This window comes from Aquimarina sp. AD1 (genome assembly GCF_003443695.1).
Lineage (GTDB): Bacteria > Bacteroidota > Bacteroidia > Flavobacteriales > Flavobacteriaceae > Aquimarina > Aquimarina latercula.
This window is the reverse complement of the sequence record NZ_CP031966.1, coordinates 4,656,785-4,681,839: the sequence shown is the minus strand read 5'-3', so window position 1 is coordinate 4,681,839 and position 25,055 is coordinate 4,656,785. Positions and strand designations below refer to the sequence as shown.

At 35.5% G+C, this 25,055-nt stretch carries 10 protein-coding genes; 1 reads left to right on the top strand and 9 read right to left on the bottom strand.

Annotated features, from left to right (window positions below; all coding sequences use genetic code 11):
- Positions 1 to 17 precede the first annotated feature (17 nt).
- Entirely contained in the window at positions 18 to 15,110 is a 15,093-nt protein-coding gene (locus D1815_RS20020; protein ID WP_118389022.1) for a gliding motility-associated C-terminal domain-containing protein, read from the bottom strand.
- Between the two features lie 397 nt (positions 15,111 to 15,507).
- On the opposite strand from D1815_RS20020, the gene D1815_RS20015 reads away from it, so the two are divergent.
- On the top strand, positions 15,508 to 15,906 hold the full coding sequence (locus D1815_RS20015) for a two-component system response regulator (RefSeq protein ID WP_051336209.1): 399 nt from the start codon (positions 15,508 to 15,510) through the stop codon (positions 15,904 to 15,906).
- Between the two features lie 47 nt (positions 15,907 to 15,953).
- Here the strand turns inward: D1815_RS20015 and D1815_RS20010 are convergent, their stop codons facing one another.
- From D1815_RS20010 to D1815_RS19975, 8 genes are all read right to left on the bottom strand, one after another.
- Positions 15,954 to 17,603 carry an alpha/beta fold hydrolase gene (locus D1815_RS20010; RefSeq protein WP_118389021.1) on the bottom strand — a complete coding sequence of 550 codons (1,650 nt, stop codon included), beginning with the start codon at positions 17,601 to 17,603 and terminating at the stop codon, positions 15,954 to 15,956.
- Between the two features lie 204 nt (positions 17,604 to 17,807).
- Positions 17,808 to 19,553, bottom strand: a complete 1,746-nt coding sequence (locus D1815_RS20005) for a tetratricopeptide repeat protein (RefSeq protein WP_027394134.1) — start codon at positions 19,551 to 19,553, stop codon at positions 17,808 to 17,810.
- Between the two features lie 159 nt (positions 19,554 to 19,712).
- Positions 19,713 to 20,258, bottom strand: coding sequence for a hypothetical protein (locus tag D1815_RS20000; RefSeq protein WP_118389020.1), 546 nt, complete (start codon positions 20,256 to 20,258; stop codon positions 19,713 to 19,715).
- 34 nt (positions 20,259 to 20,292) lie between these two features.
- Positions 20,293 to 20,679, bottom strand: a complete 387-nt coding sequence (locus D1815_RS19995; protein ID WP_027394132.1) for a hypothetical protein — start codon at positions 20,677 to 20,679, stop codon at positions 20,293 to 20,295.
- A gap of 176 nt (positions 20,680 to 20,855) precedes the next feature.
- Positions 20,856 to 21,440, bottom strand: a complete 585-nt coding sequence (locus D1815_RS19990; protein WP_027394131.1) for a hypothetical protein — start codon at positions 21,438 to 21,440, stop codon at positions 20,856 to 20,858.
- Between the two features lie 7 nt (positions 21,441 to 21,447).
- Positions 21,448 to 22,119: a hypothetical protein gene (locus D1815_RS19985; RefSeq protein ID WP_118389019.1), complete on the bottom strand. Its 672-nt coding sequence runs from the start codon at positions 22,117 to 22,119 to the stop codon at positions 21,448 to 21,450.
- Positions 22,120 to 22,229: 110 nt separating this feature from the next.
- A complete protein-coding gene (locus D1815_RS19980) occupies positions 22,230 to 23,006 on the bottom strand; it encodes an N-acetylmuramoyl-L-alanine amidase (protein ID WP_118389018.1) in 777 nt (258 codons plus the stop codon).
- 211 nt (positions 23,007 to 23,217) lie between these two features.
- Positions 23,218 to 24,882, bottom strand: coding sequence for a serine hydrolase (locus tag D1815_RS19975; RefSeq protein ID WP_118389017.1), 1,665 nt, complete (start codon positions 24,880 to 24,882; stop codon positions 23,218 to 23,220).
- Between the last annotated feature and the right edge of the window lie 173 nt (positions 24,883 to 25,055).

Sequence of the window (25,055 nt, the reverse complement as noted above, 5' to 3'; positions counted from 1 at the left end):
TTTCATCGGTAGGTTTTTTATCTATTGATATATAACCATCCAGCTTTTGGCTCATTACCGTCTCCTAAATCTAGAATGTAGTAATAAGTTCCTACTGGAAGTTTATCCTCCGTATATAAAACGGCTCTACCGTTTGATGTTCCATCAAATGTGTTATCATATCCATCTTTTTGATATACGATATTTCCCCATCTGTTATATATGGTCAGTTTATTGTTTGGATATCTATCTATACAATCGATATAGAATTGATCATTTACACCATCATTATTTGGTGAAAACTCATTAAACACAGTCAAACAAATAGTTTCAATTGTAACCTGATCTTCATCATTATCAGAATTTCCATCAATTTGATCTAATGACGTTAAAGAAGCAATATTCAGATAATCATCAATATCCAATACCTCTACAGTAATTTCTAATACTTCGGAAGTATTACCTGCTACTAGTGGAACAGACCATATACCAGATACAGCACTATAATCTCCAGATGTAGCAGTAAATGATTCAAACTCATATCCAGTAGGTAACTGATCTAATATTTCTACTGTAGTAGCATCCAAAGAACCTAGATTATTAGCGGTAATTGTAAAAGTTATGATATCACCTATTGCAGGGTTTCCATTACTAACCGTTTTGATAACTTGTATATCTGCTACAGGTGTCTCAATAAATGCATTGTCTTCATCATCCTCGCTTTGATCTCCATCATCATTATTAGGATCACTATTAGGATCAAACTGATCACTCACAGTAATCTGAGCGATATTAATATACTCTCCATCTTCTAATGTTGGCATATTAACGGTTGCCTCGTATGTTAATGTTAATCCAGCAGTTGTTATAGTTAAACCTGACCAATCAATAATATTACCTGTTAATAAACCTCCGTTACTAATATTAGAAATATTACTATAACCAATAGGTAATATATCCTGAGCACCGACTCCTGTTGCTGTATCAGGTCCTATATTATCTATTTGTAATGTAAACGTAACAACCTCACCAACATTGGCGTTTACATTACTAACTGACTTGGTAAGACTCAGATCTGCTTGCTCTACAAATACCTGAATATTATCTTGGTCATCCTCTGTAATATCATCATTACCTGGCACACTATTAGGGTCCAATTGATCACTCGCAGTAATCTCTGCCTCATTAATATATTCATCAGAAGTTCCAGAAGGAGTATTTACCAATACATCTATAAATAATGTTTGTGTACTTCCATTCGGCACTGTACCAACATTCCAGATTCCTGTAACTTCATCATATGTCCCAGACGTCGCACTGAAAAGTATAAAATCAAATCCAGGTGGTAATTGATCTACTACTTCAACATTCGTAGCTACATCGGGACCATTATTAGTTACAGTTATTTGGAAAGTGATCTCATCACCAACATTTGGTGTAATATCATCGTCTACGACTGTTTTTTCTAATGACAAATCAGCAATCGCATCTACAGGAGTAATTAATTGATTATCCTCATCATCTTCGCTCTGATCTCCATCATCGTTACCTGGTCCAGAATCAGGATCTGTTACATCTGATGCAGAAACTTCTGCTACATTTAAATAATCTCCTGTGGCATTCACTAATACATCAATTAACAATGTTTCGGATGTTCCACTAGCGATATTACCTACATTCCAAATTCCTGTATTCTCATCATAACTTCCGGTTGAAGAACTAAAGAGTACAAAATCAAATCCTGAAGGTAGTAAATCTAATATTTCAACACCTGTTGCATCTTGTGGACCATCATTCGTTACCGTTATTTGGAACGTAATTTCTGTTCCAACCAACGGCATTGTATCTCCATCAACAACAGTTTTTGCTAAAGATAAATCAGCTATAGACTCTACTGGAATAACAATCTCACTGTCTTCATCATCTTCACTTTGATCTCCATCATCATTATTAGGACTCGAATCTAGATCTAAAATATCTGATGCGGTAACTTGCGCTATATTTAGATAATCTCCTGTAGCATTTACCAATACATCTATTAATAATGTTTCGGATGTTCCACTAGCAATATTACCTACTGTCCAAATTCCAGTACTTTGATCATATCCTCCTACTGTAGAACTAAACAAGACAAAATCATATCCAGAAGGAAGCAAATCTGTCACTTCTACACCTGTTGCATCCTGTGGACCATCATTAGTAACCGTTATTTGGAACGTAATCTCAGAACCAATTAATGGTGTTGTATCTCCATCAACTACGGCTTTAGTAAGCGATAAATCAGAAACTGATTCTATTGGAGTAACAATTGCATTATCTTCATCATCTTCATCTTGATCACCATCATCATTATTCGGAACAGAGTCCATATCAAAAACATCTGAAGCAGTAACTTCGGTAACATTTAGATAATCTCCTGTAGCATTAACTAACACATCTATCAATAATGTTTCTGATGTTCCACTAGCAATGTTACCTACTGTCCAAACTCCGGTATTTTCGTCATAATCACCTACTGTGGAACTGAATAATATAAAGTCATATCCGGATGGTAGTAAATCTGTTACTTCTACCCCAGTAGCGTCTTGTGGACCATCATTAAATACTCTAATTTGGAAAGTAATCTCAGAACCTATTAATGGAGTTGTATCTCCATCAACTACTACTTTGGTCAAGGATAAATCTGCCTGAGCTGGTGGAATCGTAATACTGTCCTCATCATCATCAGCAATTCCATCTCCATTATCATCAACTGTATCATCTGAGTTAGGATCACTATCTGGATCAAACTGATCACTTGCCGTAATCTGTGCAGCATTCGTATATTCTCCTGCAGCTCCGGTTGGAGCTTCAACAGTTGCTGTATAGGTTAAGGTAATACTACCATTATTAGTAGGAATACTCAATCCACTCCAATTCGCAGTGTTATTTGGAATGTCTGCTGTACCTCCATTATTAACAGCTACTAGAGTAAACCCAATTGGTAATACATCTTCTACCGATACACCCGTAGCAGCATCTGGACCAGCATTGCTAATCTCTAAAGTAAATACAACTACATCTCCCACATTTGGACTAGAATCACTAATACTCTTTATAATACTTAAATCTGAACTCTGTGGCACAACTACAGCCGTATCTTCATCATCATCAGCAATACCATCACCATTATCATCAACTGTACTATCCGAGCTAGGATCACTATCTGGATCAAACTGATCACTTGCGGTGATCTCTGCTTGATTTAGATACTCATCAACAGCTCCCGTTGGAGCATCTACAATAGCTTCGAATGTAAGTATTAAAGGTACAGTAGTTGTTACTGATAGACCTGTCCAATCTATTGTGCTACCTGTAACAATACCTCCAGAACTAATACTAGTAATACCACTATATCCTCCAGGCACAATATCTGCAACGGATACTCCTGTAGCATCACTTGGCCCATCATTAGTAATAGTTAAAGTGAAAGTAACTGTATCTCCCACATTTGGAGTAGGATCACTTACTACCTTATTGATACTTAAATCTGATGTCTGTGGAGTAACTTCAAAATTATCCTCATCATCCTCGCTCTGATTACCATCATCATTGTCAGGGGTACTATCGGGATCAAATTGATCACTCGCTGTTACTTCTACAACATTATTGTATTCTCCTGCAACACCGGTTGGCGCCAATACTTCAACATCATAGGTTAAAGTAAGTGTACCTGCAGCGGCTGTTAATGATAAACCACTCCAGTTAATCATATTACCTGTCAATCCACCGCCATTACTAATGTTAGTAATATTGGTGTATCCAGAAGGTATAATGTCTTCTACAGCAATACCTGTAGCATCATCTGTACCATTATTAGTCAATGTAATTTCAAATGTAATTACATCTCCAACATTTGGAGGTAATACGGTTCCTGCATTCTGAACTCCTTTAGCAATCTCTAAATCTGCCTGAGCTGGAACTACGGTCTCTGTATCCTCATCATCATCCGCAATACCATCACCTAGATCATCTACTGTCTCATCACTATCTGGATCACTATCTGGATCAAACTGATCACTACCAGTGATCTGAGCTAAATTCGTGTACTCACCGGCTGCGCCTGTTGGTGCATTAACCGTAACATCGTAGGTCAAAGTTGTTGTGCTATTACCAGCTATGGACAAAATATCCCAATTAATCGTCGTAGCTCCTGCATTATAAACTCCGCCATCGCTAATACTGCCTGGTACAATACTATATCCTATAGGTAATACATCTTCGATACTTATATTAGTTGCTGTATCCGAACCAACACTATTGTTAATCGCCAAACTAAAAGTTAAAACATCTCCTACATTCACCGGAGCTCCATTACCATCTACAAAACTCTTTACTAATGATAAATCTGCTGCAGTGGGAGTGATCACAAATGTATCTTCATCATCATCCGCTATTCCATCTCCATTATCATCAACTGTATCATCTGCCGTAGGGTCACTATCTGGATCAAACTGATCACTTGCAGTAATCTGTGTGGTATTTAAATATTCATTGGCTGCTCCTGTGGGGGCATTAACTGTAGCAGTATAGGTTACTGTAATCGAACTATTTGTAGGTACAAATAAATTTGTCCAAGTAGCAGTGTTATTAGGAATATCGGCTGTACCTGTATCGTTAACTGTACCTAATGTTAATCCGATAGGTAGTACATCTTCTACTGCAACTCCGGTAGCATTACTTGTACCATCATTGGTAATCGTTAATTCAAATACTAATGTATCTCCTATATTAGGCGTAGCACTCCCACTTTGCAATCCTTTACTAATACTTAAATCTGCCTGTTGTGGTGGAATCGTAATACTATCCTCATCATCATCCGCAATACCGTCTCCATTATCATCAACTGTATCATCTGCCGTAGGATCACTATCCGGATCAAACTGATCACTTGCAGTGATCTGTGCAGCATTTGTATATTCCCCTGCCGCACCTGTTGGTGCTTCAACAGTTGCTGTATAAGTTAAGGTAATACTTCCATTATTAGAAGGGATACTTAATCCACTCCAATTCGCAGTATTATTTGGAAGATCTGGAGTACCACCGTTATTAACAGCTACTAAAGTAAACCCTATTGGTAATACATCTTCTACCGATACACCCGTAGCTGCATCTGGACCTGCATTACTAACAACTAAACTAAAAGTAACTGTATCGCCAACATTTGGACTGCTATTATCAATACTTTTCTTAATACTTAAATCCGAAGATTGAACAGTAACAACTGCCGTGTCCTCATCATCATCAGCAATACCATCGCCATTATCATCAACTGTATCATCTGCCGTAGGGTCACTATCTGGATCAAACTGATCACTTGCAGTGATCTCTGCTTGATTCAAATACTCATCAACAGCTCCCGTTGGAGCATCTACAACAGCATCAAAACTTAAGGTAACTGTATCGGTACCCACTGGCACCGCTAATCCTGTCCAGGTAAGAATATTACCAGCAGGAACTATAACAGGGACAATATTACTTATTCCGCTATATCCTCCAGGTACAACATCTGCTACCGAAACATTTGTAGCCGCATCTGAACCAGCATTACTTAATGTAATCGTAAAAGTAACAGTATCTCCCACATTTGGAGTAGGATCACTTACTACCTTACTAATACTTAAATCAGAAGTCTGTGGAGTAACTTCAAAATTATCCTCATCATCCTCGCTCTGATTGCCATCATCATTGTCAGGTGTACTATCTGGATCAAATTGATCACTTGCTGTTACTTCTGCTATATTTAAATATTCTCCCGTTGCTCCCGTTGGGGCATTAACTGTAACATCATAACTTAATGTAATAACATTACTACCTGCAGGAATAGCCGTTGGATCTGGAATAGTAAGAGTTGTCCAATCGATTTGATTACCAGTAGCAACTCCTCCATTATCAATAGTTCCTCCTACAATCGTATACCCAGCAGGTACAAGATCTTGTATTTCAACACCCGTAGCTGCACTAGGACCATTATTTGTCAATGTGATTTCAAAAGTAATTACATCTCCAACATTTGGAGGTAATACGGTTCCTGCATTCTGAACTCCTTTAGCAATCTCTAAATCTGCCTGAGCTGGAACTACGGTCTCTGTATCCTCATCATCATCCGCAATACCATCACCTAGATCATCTACTGTCTCATCACTATCTGGATCACTATCTGGATCAAACTGATCACTACCAGTGATCTGAGCTAAATTCGTGTACTCACCGGCTGCGCCTGTTGGTGCATTAACCGTAACATCGTAGGTCAAAGTTGTTGTGCTATTACCAGCTATGGACAAAATATCCCAATTAATCGTCGTAGCTCCTGCATTATAAACTCCGCCATCGCTAATACTGCCTGGTACAATACTATATCCTATAGGTAATACATCTTCGATACTTATATTAGTTGCTGTATCCGAACCAACACTATTGTTAATCGCCAAGCTAAAGGTCAATACATCTCCTACATTCACCGGAGCTCCATTACCATCTACAAAACTCTTTACTAATGATAAATCTGCTGCAGTGGGAGTGATCACAAATGTATCTTCATCATCATCTGCTATTCCATCTCCATTATCATCAACTGTATCATCTGCCGTAGGGTCACTATCTGGATCAAACTGATCACTTGCAGTAATCTGTGTGGTATTTAAATATTCATTGGCTGCTCCTGTGGGGGCATTAACTGTAGCAGTATAGGTTACTGTAATCGAACTATTTGTAGGTACAAATAAATTTGTCCAAGTAGCAGTGTTATTAGGAATATCGGCTGTACCTGTATTATTAACTGTACCTAATGTTAATCCAATAGGTAGTACATCTTCTACTGAAACTCCTGTAGCATTACTACTACCATCATTGGTAATCGTTAATTCAAATACTAATGTATCTCCTATATTAGGCGTAGCACTCCCACTTTGCAATCCTTTACTAATACTTAAATCTGCCTGTTGTGGTGGAATCGTAATACTATCCTCATCATCATCCGCAATACCGTCTCCATTATCATCAACTGTATCATCTGCCGTAGGATCACTATCCGGATCAAACTGATCACTATCCGTGATCTGTGCAGCATTTGTATATTCCCCTGCCGCACCTGTTGGTGCTTCAACAGTTGCTGTATAAGTTAAGGTAATACTTCCATTATTAGAAGGGATACTTAAGCCACTCCAATTCGCAGTGTTATTTGGAAGATCTGGAGTACCACCGTTATTAACAGCTACTAAAGTAAACCCTATTGGTAATACATCTTCTACCGATACACCCGTAGCTGCATCTGGACCTGCATTACTAACAACTAAACTAAAAGTAACTGTATCGCCAACATTTGGACTGCTATTATCAATACTTTTCTTAATACTTAAATCCGAAGATTGAACAGTAACAACTGCCGTGTCCTCATCATCATCAGCAATACCATCGCCATTATCATCAACTGTATCATCTGCCGTAGGGTCACTATCTGGATCAAACTGATCACTTGCAGTGATCTCTGCTTGATTCAAATACTCATCAACAGCTCCCGTTGGAGCATCTACAACAGCATCAAAACTTAAGGTAACTGTATCGGTACCCACTGGCACCGCTAATCCTGTCCAGGTAAGAATATTACCAGCAGGAACTATAACAGGGACAATATTACTTATTCCGCTATATCCTCCAGGTACAACATCTGCTACTGAAACATTTGTAGCCGCATCTGAACCAGCATTACTTAATGTAATCGTAAAAGTAACAGTATCTCCCACATTTGGAGTAGGATCACTTACTACCTTACTAATACTTAAATCAGAAGTCTGTGGAGTAACTTCAAAATTATCCTCATCATCCTCGCTCTGATTGCCATCATCATTGTCAGGTGTACTATCTGGATCAAATTGATCACTTGCTGTTACTTCTGCTATATTTAAATATTCTCCCGTTGCTCCCGTTGGGGCATTAACTGTAACATCATAACTTAATGTAATAACATTACTACCTGCAGGAATAGCCGTTGGATCTGGAATAGTAAGAGTTGTCCAATCGATTTGATTACCAGTAGCAACTCCTCCATTATCAATAGTTCCTCCTACAATCGTATACCCAGCAGGTACAAGATCTTGTATTTCAACACCCGTAGCTTCACTAGGACCATTATTTGTCAATGTGATTTCAAATGTAATTACATCTCCTACATTTGGAGGTAATACGGTTCCTGCATTCTGAACTCCTTTAGCAATCTCTAAATCTGCCTGAGCTGGAACTACGGTCTCTGTATCCTCATCATCATCCGCAATACCATCACCTAAATCATCTACTGTCTCATCACTATCTGGATCACTATCTGGATCAAACTGATCACTACCAGTGATCTGAGCTAAATTCGTGTACTCACCGGCTGCGCCTGTTGGTGCATTAACCGTAACATCGTAGGTCAAAGTTGTTGTGCTATTACCAGCTATGGACAAAATATCCCAATTAATCGTCGTAGCTCCTGCATTATAAACTCCGCCATCGCTAATACTGCCTGGTACAATACTATATCCTATAGGTAATACATCTTCGATACTTACATTAGTTGCTGTATCCGAACCAACACTATTGTTAATCGCCAAACTAAAAGTTAAAACATCTCCTACATTCACCGGAGCTCCATTACCATCTACAAAACTCTTTACTAATGATAAATCTGCTGCAGTGGGAGTGATCACAAATGTATCTTCATCATCATCTGCTACTCCATCTCCATTATCATCAACTGTATCATCTGCCGTAGGGTCACTATCTGGATCAAACTGATCACTTGCAGTAATCTGTGTGGTATTTAAATATTCATTGGCTGCTCCTGTGGGGGCATTAACTGTAGCAGTATAGGTTACTGTAATCGAACTATTTGTAGGTACAAATAAATTTGTCCAAGTAGCAGTGTTATTAGGAATATCGGCTGTACCTGTATTATTAACTGTACCTAATGTTAATCCAATAGGTAAGACATCTTCTACTGCAACTCCTGTAGCATTACTACTACCATCATTGGTAATCGTTAATTCAAATACTAATGTATCTCCTATATTAGGCGTAGCACTCCCACTTTGCAATCCTTTACTAATACTTAAATCTGCCTGTTGTGGTGGAATCGTAATACTATCCTCATCATCATCCGCAATACCGTCTCCATTATCATCAACTGTATCATCTGCCGTAGGATCACTATCTGGATCAAACTGATCACTTGCCGTGATCTGAGCAGCATTCGTATATTCTCCTGCAGCTCCGGTTGGTGCATTCACTGTAGCTGTATAAGTTAAAGTAATACTACCATTATTAGAAGGGATACTCAATCCACTCCAATTCGCAGTATTATTTGGAAGATCTGGAGTACCACCGTTATTAACAGCTACTAAAGTAAACCCTATTGGTAATACATCTTCTACCGATACACCCGTAGCTGCATCTGGCCCTGCATTACTAACAACTAAACTAAAAGTAACTGTATCGCCAACATTTGGACTGCTATTATCAATACTTTTCTTAATACTTAAATCCGAAGATTGAACAGTAACAACTGCCGTGTCCTCATCATCATCAGCAATACCATCGCCATTATCATCAACTGTATCACCTGCCGTAGGGTCACTATCTGGATCAAACTGATCACTTGCCGTGATCTCTGCTTGATTCAAATACTCATCAACAGCTCCCGTTGGAGCATCTACAACAGCATCAAAACTTAAGGTAACTGTATCGGTACCCACTGGCACCGCTAATCCTGTCCAGGTAAGAATATTACCAGCAGGAACTATAACAGGGACAATATTACTTATTCCGCTATATCCTCCAGGTACAACATCTGCTACTGAAACATTTGTAGCCGCATCTGAACCAGCATTACTTAATGTAATCGTAAAAGTAACAGTATCTCCCACATTTGGAGTAGGATCACTTACTACCTTACTAATACTTAAATCAGATACTTCTGGTGTTGGAATACTCGCAGTATCTTCATCATCCTCGCTCTGATTACCATCATCATTGTCAGGGGTACTATCGGGATCTAATTGATCACTTGCAGTAATCTCTGCAACATTATTGTATTCTCCAATTGCACCTGTCGGAGCATTGACCAAAGCCGTAATCTGTATACTCTCGGGTGAACCAACAGCTACAGTTCCTACATTCCAAACTCCAGATCCGGGAGCATAATTACCTCCACTATTATCACTTTGATATGAATATCCTGCCGGTAACTGATCTTCTACAACAACGTTAGTTGCTGAGTTAGCTCCTCCATTAGTAACAGTAATCGTGAACACTACAGAATCTCCAACATCAGCTGAAGCCGGCGATACTGTTTTTCCTAAACTTAAATCTGCTGATATTATGGTTACATTTGCTGTGTCTTCATCATCATCATCCGGATCAGCATCGCCATTTTCGTCGACAGTATTATCGGTAGAAGGATCACTATCCGGATCAAAACTGTCACTTGCTATAATCTGAGCCGAATTCACGTATGGTCCTGAAGAATTTACAATCACATCATACGTTAAATTTAAAGTATCCCCACTAGCAACATCCAATCCTACCCAAGTTATGGACAGATTTCCTGCATTATAAATTCCTCCATTACTTACTGTTCCCGGTACCAAAGTATACCCAAGAGGTATCAAATCTTCTACACTAACACCACTGGCATCTGATGAATTAGTGAGTGTAGTATTATTATTAAAAATAGAAACAGTAAATGTTACCTGATCTCCAATGTTTACCGAAGAAGGTGCTACTGATTTTGTAAGTTCTAAATCAGATACTGGAGTTATTATAATGGTTACTTGATCTGTAGCAGGATCACAGTCACCATTTGTTATTGTCCATTCAAAAACATAAGTACCTACTATCGTTCCTGTTACATCAGTTCCAGGATCAAGTGGATCATTGATATTAGCAGTATTGGGTCCAGATACTTGTGACCACTCCCCTTGTCCTATTGTTGTTGCTGTTGCACCCAAAGTAACCAAGGAAAGCTCTGGTAATGTTTGGTCAGGACCTGCTTCTGCTACCGCTGCATTAGATCTGACAATAATTTCCATGGTATCCACATTGGTACACCCTCCTCCTACTACTGTCCAAGTGAATATATAAGGATCACCTACTGGTGTAGGAGCTAAATCTATGATCAAACTTTCAGGATTGTTAGGAGCAGTAATTGTTGGACCTGCAGGACCTCCTGTTTGTGTCCAAGTACCAACACCACTTGTAATTGGATCAGCATCCATAAAAGTTTGTGTTTCATCACAAAAATCCTGATCCGGACCTGCTTCTGCATCAGATGGTGGAGCTCCTGTAAAAGTAATTGTAACAGTATCTACTTGTGTATCACATAAATTAGGAGATACCGGATCTGTAAAAGGATCTGTATTCGAATTAGAAACTGTCCAAGTCAATACATATACATCATCAATACCGTCATCGCCGACATCATCAGGAACATTTAATAGTCTAGTTTCTGGGTTATTAATACTTTCTATAGTTACGACTCCCCCTGATGGGTCATCTCCTGGGTTCGCAAATGACCAAACACCGTTACTACTATCAGAAGTAGCGGTTGCTGCCATTTGAACATCCAACTGACAAGCATTTGGTTGATCTGGACCAGCCTCTGCAGCTCCCGGCGCTTCGAACACCTCTACTCGAACGATACTAAACTCATCTGTACAGTTTCCTATTGAATAATTCCATTGTAATATATATACTCCTGGTACCGTTAATCCATTAAGAGTAGCATTTGGATTACTGATATCTCCTGCTGGTATCGAAGCAGTATTTGAAGGTTGTTCTATAATACTCCAGGTAGCTGTTAATCCTGGATCTGCTGGAGGAGTACTTCCATTTAAGGTAATGGAATCATTATTATCTTCACAAACAAAACGATTGGTACCGGCAGATGGCATAGCACTAGGACCGCCAGTAACTGTAATAACTACATCATCAGAATTATTACATATGACACCTGGTCCCGTATAATCTGTGGTAAACCTGAAGGTATAGGTATTACCAGGTGTAATCGTGGCATTGGCTCTATTACTATTAGAAGGAGATTGTGTAATTACGGATCCATTACTAGTAATTTCAGTCCAAGTACCTGTTGCTCCTTCTGTCGCTTCTAAAAACACACTATTTACATTACATAAATCTTGATCTGCGCCTGCAGTAGCTGGTGCAAATACATCAACTTGTATTTCATCAAAATCTGATCTAGGATCACAAACTGGTGATCCTCCTACAGTTGTCCATCTAAAGGTGTAAGAACCTGTTACCAAATCTGTAACTGTTATACTGTTGCTACTAGGATTATTGATAGTTGGATTGTTTGGCCCTGAAATCACTGTCCAAGTTCCTGTTTCGGTAACTGGATTATTTAAAGGGTCTGCAGTAATTACGGTATTGTCAGCAGCACAAACTACTTGATCACCACCTTGAATAACTGCAGGTGTTACTGGAATTCCCACATTAATAGTTACTTGATCGGTAGCCGTAGTACAGCTTCCATATTCTACTGCCCATTCAAATACATACGTACCATCTAATAGATCAGTGAAAGTAGCTGTTGGACTATTTATATCATCCACTGTAAAACCACCTATACCTGTTACCAAACTCCAAGTTCCTGTTCCTAAAGGTGCAGGATCAGTGGCAGCCATTGTAAATGAGGTAGCACATACATCCTGATTAGGTCCAGCTTCGGCCATGGCAGCGCCTGCTACAGTAATTTCTACAGTATCCGAAGTTGCCGTACAAGCTGGAGATGGAGGTATACTGGTATATTCAATTGTCCAAGTAAATACATACGTACCATCACCAGGTAATGTTACATCAGTATCAAATTGATTTTCGTCGGCAAAAACGACTCCTGCCAAAGGTGTTACTGTCCAAGTACCTGTCTCATCGGCTTGTTCTTGATTACCTGCCAATGTAATATTAGTAATTCCGGCTCCCAAACAAGTATCAGCTCCCGCATCGGCAATAGTTGGAGACTCATCAGCTGTTGTCGTTATAGTTACTGTATCTGTAGCTGCTGGTCCACAAAAAGTAAAATCATTTATTAAGGACCAAGTAAGTACATAATTTGTAGATGGGTTTACAAAACCTGTGGCAATAGCATTAGGATCATTAACATCTGAAAATACGATACCGTCTGGAGAAGACCATGTACCTGTTTGACTATCTGCAGGAGGATCTGCAGCCAAGGTTACAGGCGCATTAAAACAAACTGTTTGATCCACACCTGCTTCTACTGGATTATTATCTAAAGGTGATACAAAAATAGTTGTATCTGAAAAAGATGGAGGTGTACAATCCGGCCCTGCACTTACTGAATATCTGAAAACATACTCTCCGGGAATAAGACTAGATATTCCTGTATTTTGAGCATAGATGTCTGCTATTGTCGCTGAATTAGGCCCTGATATTTGCGACCATACAGATTGTCCTGTAGTAATCGCATTACCGGCCAAATTACCTCCTGATTGTCCACAAATAAAAGTTTGATCAGATCCTGCATTTGCTATTGTAGGTATTAAGGAAACGGTAACATTAACAAAATCTCTAGCCTCATCACAAGCCTGAAATAAATTCCCTGTTCTTCTTCTTATAAATTCTATCGTATATGTTCCTTCTACATCCAAATTTTCAATAGTCACAGGACTACTACCTGCTGATATAGGTCCTGTTGTAGATCCTGGAGGACCATTAACAATCTGGTATTCTGTTATATTTCCACTAGTAAAGTTAAAGTCAATATCAAAAGAAGTTTGCCCGCAAGTACCTATGATATCATCTCCCATCCCAGGATTTACATCAATACTTATGGGGTTTACATTGTAACGAACATTAACTATTGCTTCTTCATCACAATTAGTATTTGTATTTGTGATCGTATACCTAAATTGATATGCATTTGGCGAAGTTAATCCAGTAACTTGGGTTGTACTACTTGTCGGATCCACAATAGTAACCGGAGGATTTCCATCTATTTGTTCCCATAGTACTGTTTCATCTGTATTTTCAGGTACAGAACCTACCAAAGTAGTTTCCGTTACAGAAGGATCACAAAATCTTTGATTATTATTTTGAATTGTAGCGCCTGTTACATCCTGTGTCGCTTCATCGACAGTAATAGTAATAGTGTCACTTCCCGTGGAACAAGGCCCTGCTACTTCCCATAAAAATGTATAGGTACCTTCTCTTAAATTACCTATTCCTGTAGTATTCGAATTAGGATCATTAATCGTCGGTGTTGTTGGACCACTAAGAAATGTCCAAGTTCCTATCTGACCGCCAAAACCAGCTCCTCCAAAGGAGGCATCCATAGTAGTGGTTTGGCTTACTGTATAACAATTGTCTAAGGGTATATCTGGACCAGCACTCACTGGTTGTTCTCCACCAAAGTTCGTTACCGTCAAATCAGCAAAAGACTCACAAAACACTCCTGTGCCAGGATCTGTAGGTCCAGTGATTGTCCAACGTAGAGTAGAAACCCCAGCACTGCCTTCTGGTAATAGTATAGGTGTAGACGTAGAAGTAGGAACAGAAATAGTAACACCCGCATTATTAGCACCTACAATAGACCAAACACCTGTTTCTCCAGCATTACCTGGTGTATTTGCATTGATCACAATAGATCCAGAAGTATCTGGACACGATGCTATATCAACCCCTACAGCAGCTTCTGTGATTGGAAGCACTGTAATTGTTACATCCTGAAAAGGAGTATCCCCATTAAAACATTCCGCGGAGTATCTAAATCCATATGTATTACCTCCTATAAAACCTGTAATAACAGGATTATCAATAGTAGGGTCACTAATAACTACTGTTGGTCCAGAAATCTGAGTCCAAGTAGGACCATCTGCATAGGTATCAGGACTATTACCATCTAATTGCATTACATCATTAATACAAATAGTCTGGTTAATACCAGCATTCAAAGTACAACTTTGTGCATTCGTATTTGTAATGGATAAAAAGCTTATAAAAATAAATGATAATACTCTGAGAATACGCTTATTATTTTGAATAAAAAATAAGGATACAATAAAACACAAGTAATTTTTAATCATACCAAAATAGTTAGTTAATGTAATGAATCCGAAAATTCAGTATAAATATTGCCCGTTTTTAAATAGTACAAAGGGGATGTTTTAGCAGAAATTATCTTAAAAATCGATGATGTGATTGTTTTTTCGACCAAATGCACAATAAAAAGGTTCAATAATCAGTTTATGAAGATAAAGACAATAAATAGTTTTTTTTGGGAATTTTCCCTCAAAATATATAAGGTAAAACCATTCTTTGTAACAATAAATTCTCCTAAAAAATTGATTGACAAATAATTGACATGTTGTATTCTATCGAGAAAGTATTTATTTCATCGATATACCTAAATAAATAAACCTCGAAAAATCACACTTCACTTGATATCTGATCTAAATTACCCCTCACTAAAAAAATGGAGTCATGTCTAGGATTAATCATACCGTACTTATTGATGACAATAAAACAACCAATTTCCTCAACAAATATTTGATGTTAAAATCAAAACGTTTTAAACGTATAGAAGAATTTATAAACGGAAATACGGTACTTGAGCGATTCGAAAAAGATCAATCTTTTGAACCAGATATCATTTTTTTAGATATAGACATGCCCAATATTAATGGTTGGGAGTTACTCGAAAGATTTGAAAAACTTTATTCTAAAAAAGTAAAGACAAAAATATTTATTCTTTCTTCGTCAATTAATAAAGAATATTCTCAAGTTTTTAAACCTAAATATTTCGCTCCTGAATACTTAATAAAACCACTAAATCTTACTATAATAGAAGCACTGTATCATAAATATTATCTTAAAGGTTAAAATATTTGATAAACTCTAGATTAATAAATGTTCCTTAATCACTGCGGTTAACTAACTAACTCTGATGGACTAATAGCAAATTGTTTTTTAAAACGTTTAGAAAAATATGACGGACTAGAAAATCCAGTCTGAAAAGCGATCTCCGCAATGGTATTCTGTCGACCAATAATCAATTCCTTTGCTCGATTTAAACGAATTGAAGAAATTAGTTGATTAGGAGACATATTAGTACTAGCCTTAAGTTTACGCTGCAATTGTCGTTCACTAACACCCACTTCCGTACAAAGCATTGTTACACCATAGTAGTCATTGCTTAAATGATGATTAATATTTTGAATCACTTTTTGTAACAAAGAATCTTGTTGTGGAGATTTATTTTTATCAATCAAAGTGACATCTGTAGGAAGATTTTTAGTCGCTTTATATAATAATAAGGAAGCCCCTAATTCAGTTTTAAAAATTGTTTGATAAGGTACAAAACTCATATTTACCCCTATTAATAAATTCTTTACCGTCTGAGTTACTATAATTTGATTAGGTGCACTCTGTTTAGTTACTAAGGTTACGAAATCCTCAGTTTCTTCACAAATACAATCTTTTATAGAACATTCCTTGATATCAACCCCAATAGATATGTGCGCATTGACGCTCTTAACAATTTTCATTAATTCTGAACTACAATAAACTGCTGTACTAGGCCCTTCAAAAGTTAATGTGAATGTATCATTATCATATATCGCTACATTTCCTCCATATCTAGCTACACATTCTCTTATGAGTTTATGTAGCTTATTATCTCGTTTTATTGGAGTGCTTATATGGCCAACCATAAAGGTATAGAGCTTTTTTTCATAAACAGGTTTAGGTTTTACATCGAAAACAAATGTCCTTATTTCCTGAAGAACCCGTTCCGTATCACCAACCCAAAAAAGATGATCATTTCCTTCTAACTCTACAAATTTTGCTCCCGAAATACGTTCGGCTATAAATCGTCCTTCTTCAATCTTTACATCGATATCGTGCGTACGCTGTAATATAAGAGTAGGTACATTAATGGATCCTAAAATATCTATTATGTCAATTTGTGTATTTAATTTTGTCAACATCATAGCAGCTCCAGGACTTGCTCCTGACCTAAAATAACTAGCTAACCAATCCATAAAATTTTTATCATTAGCCTTAGAAGGAGCAAGCGCCTCGAGATTCATATCTCCACTACCCCAATTATTTTCGATCATATCATACACCTCTTGGCGTTCCTCATTAGTAGGCGCCCATGGATAATCCGAACTATAAACTCTTTTAGCAAATATCCCAAAAGAAACTAAAGAAATGGTCCGTTCTGGATAAGTAGCAGCGAAAAGAGCAGATACGGAACCTCCTTCGGAGTGCCCAAATAATACCGCTTTTTTGGATCCAACAGCATCCATTACAGCTCTGATATCATCCATTCTTTCCTCTAATGTAGGATATGTAGCAATACGATCAGAAAGTCCTGTTCCTCGTTTATCAAATAAAATAACTCTTGCTATTTTTCCTAATTCTTGTAAAAAGCTAACAAGTTCTGGACAAGCCCACATATAATCAATATTTGAGATCCATCCAGGAATATATACCAAATCAACGGTTCCAGAACCAAAAACCTGATAAGCAATATTTACATGACCACTTTTAATATAGTTGGTATTAGGTTTCATAAGAGTATAATTTAATAGGTTTTAGAATACTCTAAAATTATAAAGCCCTAATAAGAAGGCAATTAAAAAGACGTATACAATGTGTGCACCTAAATAAAAAAAGGATGTATACAAGGGATACAATAGGTAGACAACAAAAATTTAAATATTTGATTTTCAAATATTTAGACCCTAAAACATAACATCTTACGCTATTTATGTTTTTTATTCTTCTAATTGTAATAAATAGGTGAGAATTTCTTGTTTAGGATCTAATTCTATTTTTTTTCGAAGACGATATCTAGCAGTTTTTACGCTCTCAGGAGATATCCCCAAAATACTAGCAGTCTCTTTTATATTAAGATTTAGCCTAATTAAGCTACAAATTTTTAAATCATTTGAACTTAAATCTGGATGTTTTGATTTTAACCTCACATAAAAGCCTTCATGTGCATCTTCAAAAAATCGACTAAAATCCTCCCAGTCTTTATCAATACTTAGATTCTTTTTAATTATCTTATTTAAATCTGTAATTAACTGTTGTTTTTCTATAGAAGAGGACTTTTTAATCTTCTGAATAGTTTCTTGTAACTGCTCAACAATTTCATTTTTCTTTATAAAGTTAAGCGCATAAGAAGAAAGTTCTTTATTCTTAAAATCTAATTGCTGTTGCAACTCTTGCTGTTTTAAAGCTAAGTTCTCTAAATCTTTTTGAGTAAGCGCATGTTCCGACTCTAGAAGTTCTCGTTTTTTTAAAGCTAATAGTTTACTTTTTTTGGTTCGTTGCCTACTTATAAAATAGATAACACCTCCAAAAATTGATATAATAACCACACTTAGAAATAAAATCAATTGAATTAAATCATCTTTCTTTTCTTGTTCTTTTAGTGCTACTAATTCTTTGTCTTTCCCTTCTAACTGGTTCTCGAATTCTAGGTAAGCAATTTGTTTTGACTTTTCTAAATTTAAAAGAGAATCTCTAAGAAAAATAAATTTATCATAATAAGCCAAAGCTTCTTCTGGTTTAGACTGTAATTTTTTGATTTCCTTTAATTCTTCATATGCAAATAGTTCATATTTTTTCAGTTTGTTCTCTTTTGCAGATGTCAACCCTTTTTGAATTTCTATTGCAGCTTCATCAAGTTTGTTTGATAATCTTAGAATTCTTCCATGAATTATATGGTTATTAGTTAATCCATCAATATCATTGACTTTATTGCCAAGATCCATCGACTTTCTTATATGATAATAGGCCTGCTCTATTTCGTTTTTATGAAGATATAAAATCCCTAATTTATTATGCGCTTCTGCAATCCCATAGGTAAAATTAGCATCCGTATGCATCCTCAATGCATCGGTAAGATATTTTAATGCTTCTTCATCCTTTTGTTGCTCTATAAGAATAGTTCCTATTTTGCTAAATGTAGTTGCTATTCTTCCTTTTAAGCCTAACGCCGTGAATTCATTAATCGCTTCTTCATAAAAAATTAGTGCTTTTGTATATTCTTTGAGATCAGCATATACCATCCCTATATTGAGTTTTGTATTTGCTAACCCTACTTGATCCTCTATATTATTGTATAATTTATACGAAGTATTTAGATAGGTCAAAGCTTTATTTAAATGTCCTTGCGCCCAATAAGCTACTCCAATTATTCGGTTTGCTCTAGCTTGGCCTTTAGTAAATCCAATTTTTTTAGATATGCGCAATGCTTCTTTTCCAAAATTAATAGATTGATTTGCATCTACAATCCAATACTCAAAACCTATAGTATTAAGCAAGTCCACCTTTTCTGCATTCTCTTTGTTATTAGTATTTATTAAATTACGAAGACTATCGACCTTTTCTAATTTCTGAAACCCATAGAAAGAATTAGGCAATAAAAAAAGTCCTAGGATGATACAAGCTATTAAACTTGTTTTATATTGATACGGTCTGATTTGAAAAAAGTAAACTTTAGAAAAAGTCATTAAAAAGTATTTACAAAAGGTGCTATTAGTATTTTTTCAGTTTACTGTAAAACTACTCATCATTTCTCTAAAGAAACTAATATGAAATGTTAAATGAGGTATTATAAGATTGTATAACAATTCTTTAAAATTATATCATAAAAATCCGATGATTATATTTTATAATGAAACTCCAACCAGAATTCCAACTCCGATACCCGCAACACCGATAAGGATTTTTTCAAAAACGCCTTTTCTTCTTTGTCTCTTGGCAGCCTTATCTACAATATCAAGACTATTTGTTGCTCTCTCTAGACTGTTTATGGTATAATCTAGCGCTTTTTGGGTATTTAATAAAGTTGCTTGAGTCTTTTCATATACCTTCTGATCTAGGCTATCACTGGCAGCAAAATTAATTTGCAGACTACGTTCTAAATCAATATTTCTGCGTAATGTTTGTGAATATTTCTCTATCAATTCTTTGGTCATTTTATCTTGTTGTAAAGTACTTTGATACACATTTTTAATGGCTAAAAAAGATTTCTTATTGACTAAAAATACATCAGGAGTTCTAAATAGATAGAGACTGTCTTTTTTTACAATAAAAGGTTCTCCTTTATAATTAGCATAACTTTCCGGAATTTCAATTACCTTAAGAGAATCAATCTCCTGAGAAAAAGATACTGATGCAAATAGAAATAAAAAGATGAAGGTGATTTTTTTCATGTGATAGTTAATTTACAAATAGCTAAATATTTTTTTATTGTTCTAATCCAAAAACTCCGTTTAATATTGCTCGGTCCTTTGCTAATTGATCATTCGTAAGTTTTATAGAATCTTTGATACGTTCTAACTCAGACCAATCTTTCGCATTTTTCCTTTTAAATGAGAGTATTAATGAATCTCGTTTATGAATAATTAAATCCTTTTGAGTCTTCATTTTTTCAAATTCTTTTCTAGAACTTTCTAATTCGGATTTGGTTGTTTCAATTATCTCTTTTGATTGCTTTAATTCTTCTTTTGCCTTGTTCAGTTCTGATGTTAGTATCTTCCAATTAGAACTAGAATTAAAGATCAGATAACCAATAACCACTAAAAAAAGTAGTGCTACAATCTGCAGGATTAAACTCGTAGTAGTATTTTTCACAAGGTCAAATTTTTATCAATTAATCTATTCGTAAATATATCGTAAAACATATCAATAAATCAACATAAGTATTTTAGAAATGAAAAAAATACTGGTTTCAATAATTTATGCTTTAGGTTTTGATTATTAGTTGAATTTCTAGTTATCTGCATATCATTTTGTTTTATAGTAATTCTTTAATTTTCTTCAATTTTAATCTTATATTTTTCCTTGTACAGGATAATTAGGTTGCAAAAAGAGATAATAAACCCAGCAGATAATAGGTAACAAAGGAATAGCATTATTATTAATTGAATTCTATTACTTACAATACTATCTTTAGTCCAGGCTTTTTCCGGATCTCCTAATAGGATCAACATGCGTTCTTTTCTTTCTGGTAAAAACCCATGAGATTCCTTAAAAGTATCAAATGGATTGTTCGCTATCAATTCACTACCAATCACAATATCATTATCTACATATGGAAGTGTATTTGCCTCTCTAAAAAAATGATAGGTCGCATAAATCCCAACAAACATTAGTAAAAATTGAAGCGATAATCGCATCCAAGTTCTTATCATTTTATGCTTTAGTGAATATAAAATCAAAAATCCAGCTAATGCAGTCGCGATAAAAACTCCAAATTTCATAAGAAAAGCAGTATTATCATCTGTAGCATACCAAGAAGGTAGCGGAATAATAAATGCTCCTGTAATAGATGCAATCCAGGTACTTAATAATGTTATCTCTTTCCAAACTTCTTTTAATCTATTTACTAGCATCGTATACTTATTTTGGGGTTTTTAATACTAGCTGTTTTTCTTCTTCACCAGAATTACTCATAATTAGATGGAGTTCTGGTTCTCCTATTAAACCATCTTTTTCTAACCAAAACAAATAATATCCAGGGACAAAATCTAGAGAAGCATTTTGTGTTGGTTGATTAAATCGAAAGCGTTTAATATCCAAATCCTGCTCATAAGATAATTTCCCGAAAACAAAAAAACCTTCATTTTCACTTGAGTTTACTATCACTTTAATAGTTGTGGTGGCATTATTTTGTGCTGTGTTTTTTATGGTTTGTAGTTTGGCTTCATAGTCTTTTGATATTGCTTTTAAAACAAATGTTTTATCCGTTGTTGTTTCATACTGCTCATTTAGATTTCTTAAGGTATATTCCGTAGTTTCTAAAGTTGATACATACGCTGGAGTAAGCGCATATTTATCATTACACTTTTCTAAAACAGGGAATAGTGTAGCGCTCTTTTCTATCAATTCATTATAAGCTGCTTTTAGATTATTATCATTTGTAGTAGTTATTTTTCCTTCTAACCCACTTATAGCTTGCTGGGTCTTAGACAAAACCAAAGACAGGTCTTTATTTTTCGGACCATAGCTTGCACAACTATATAGCATAATTAATATGCAAAACTTAATCAAATACACATACTTATTTTTCATGTCTAGGGAGTTTTTATGAACTATTATAGGGATTATTCCAATTCAAAATTATAGTAAACCAACGTTATCTTGTTATGACAAAAACGGCTAATTCTAGTAATTTTCCGACTTTAAAAACCAAGTAAACCACTGATAATTAAATCCCAATCAAAAGCAGGACCTATATCCCATTTACCAGTAGATCTATAATTAACATGAGATGTAATTCCCCTAAAGTTTACCAACTCTTCTTCTGCCACTATATCATATCGTTTATCCTCTGGTAAAAACGTTGTAGGAATATCATATTCTGAAGTTAAATACCTAAGTAATACCAGTAAACTTTTATACTGCTTAGCGGTATATGTGGCAAAATATTGTTCCCCACGAAAAGGTATATCTAACTTTCTATAAAACTTAGTTTCGCTTACATGACAATACACATCAGTATCATTATATACGGTTACTAATTGATCTCCAATTCTTTTTAAAAACCCAATATTAGACATCTCGATTCCGATGGTTCTTTTACCTCCTTTGGTATTTCCTCCTATTGCTTTTGAACCTAAGTGGTACGCCCAATATGCAGAAGACCACAAGTTAAGTATGGTGCCATTTCTAGCAATAATAAAAGGCACAGAGACCCTGTAATTGGGCTTAGACAAAGCTGCTACATCCCCTTTCAAATAGCCCGCAGTATAATGTAATACTATTTGTTTTTTGGTATGTTTTTCCTGAATATAAAAAGATGTGTCTCCATTTTTAGGTCTACATTGTGTATAAGACATCATCTCCAATGCGCCTTGAATTGGAACCTCTTTATGAGTTAATAAAAATTCTTTTCCAGCTGAGTCTCGACCAGTATCAAAAAAGTTTTTCTCATGTTTGATTATACTAGTTGCCTTCATACCACATTTAATTTATGATTACTTACATCAAAATTACTATAGGTTATGTCTACAAACTATCTTAAAACCGCCAAATAAAGGGAATTTTACGACACTTTTAAAATTGAAATATATGATAAAACTAGATCGTATGCCTTAAATTTATTTTTAAAACAAAAAGCTTCTTATAACAAGAAGCTTTTTGTTTACTGAAGAATATATGATCCTGTAACTACTCTATTTTTGTAAAAGCTATATTAGCTGCTCTAGGAGCATCAAGATTAAAACCTATGATTTTTCCAGTTTTACTTCTTTCAAATCTTAACGTAAACATTCCCATAGCATTGAATTCATCTTTTTTAACGGCCTCCAAAGGAAGTTTTTGATTAAAAATTGGAAAAACAAGTTGATCATCTTCCATCTTCAACCTAAACTCTAGGTCTAATTCATCATTTCTGTATTTCTGGCTAAAAAGATTCAACTCACTAATATCCAATAATGTTTTAGTATAACTCTCAGCATGTAATGTAATTGGACCATCATTCCACACTATATTTTTCTTCTGAATATTTTTAAAATCGAAAGTTAAAATTACATTTGGCCTGTCTTCAAAAGTTAACTTGTTTTCTCCCAGAGGAACTAATTTACTGGTAGGACCATTATTACGGACATAAAAAAGTTGATTCTGATTTCTTTTTATCGTTCTATGTTCATTAGTTTCTATAAAACGGTAATCTCCAACGAATTTATCCAATGCTACAGATGTTAATTTTATAGGTTTCAATTTTTGATTTTCTGCTGACTTCTTAGGTTTATCCTTAGGAGGAAAAAAAGAATTTGCTATCTGCATAGCATATGACCTTATATCATACCAGTTTTGATTAGCAAGAATTATTATAGATAAGTTATGATCAGGAAATCTAATTAAATCAGAACTGAAACCCGGATTTTGACCACTATGAGATATCATTTTCTGTCCATTTTGTTCTCCTTTTATCAACCCAGAAGCATAGGATATTTCCTTTCCGTTTTCTAGCATACCATTAGTTAGCATCATTGACCAAAATTTCTTGGAAAACAAATTCTGATTATGAAATTCATTTTCCCATAATACTAAATCATCAATACTAGAAACAACCCCTCCATCTCCCACAGTAGCTGCTTGAAAACGATATTCCTCTCTTGGGCAATCAGGACATTCACTCACATAACCTGCAGCTCTATTAGGAACCAATTGACCCGTTCTTTCTACATATGAAGTGTTTGTCATTTTTAAAGGCATAAAGATGTTAGCCTTAGCATAATCACCTAATGATTTTCCTGTAATTTTTCCCACTATTTCACCCAGAATCCAATAATTAGTATTAGAATAACTATGCTCTACTCCACTATCAAAAGAAAGTCCCTTCTGATTCGAAACTACATCCATAATATCACGATCCTCTCCAATAAAGCTATTAAAGAAATCCATTTGTCTAGATCCTTTAAGCATTAAAAGAGACATATAATCTCTAATACCCGAAGTATGATTTAACAGTTGTCTGACTGTAACATTTCCAATATTTTCGGAAAATTCTGGAAAAAATTTTGACAATTCATCTTCTAATTTAAGCCTTTTCTGTTCTGCCAAAAGAATAATACAAGCAGCCGTAAATTGCTTGGAGGAGGAAGATAATCTAAAATTAGTTGAATTCGATATTGGTAGGTTATAGTCCAAATTTGCCATTCCTTTAGCTACAGAAAAACTAAGTTTATCCTCTTGGACTATACCTATTGCAACTCCAGGACCTTTTGGATCAATTTCGGATATAATTGAATCTACCAACCTCGAAGAATCAAAAGATTGTGCAAATGTAAATAAGGGAAAGGCTATTAAAATTATTATAAGATGTCTCATGATAGTTATTATTAAGTATTGATTAAATAATTAAATAGTTTCTATGATTGCGCAAATAGAACTAAACAAACTAATTCTCTTAAGTATTAATTTTCTGTTTGTTAATCTGATACTTCAATATTCATAAAGGTTACAAATAATTGAATTTTATTTTTTCAACTTTTTGTAACCTT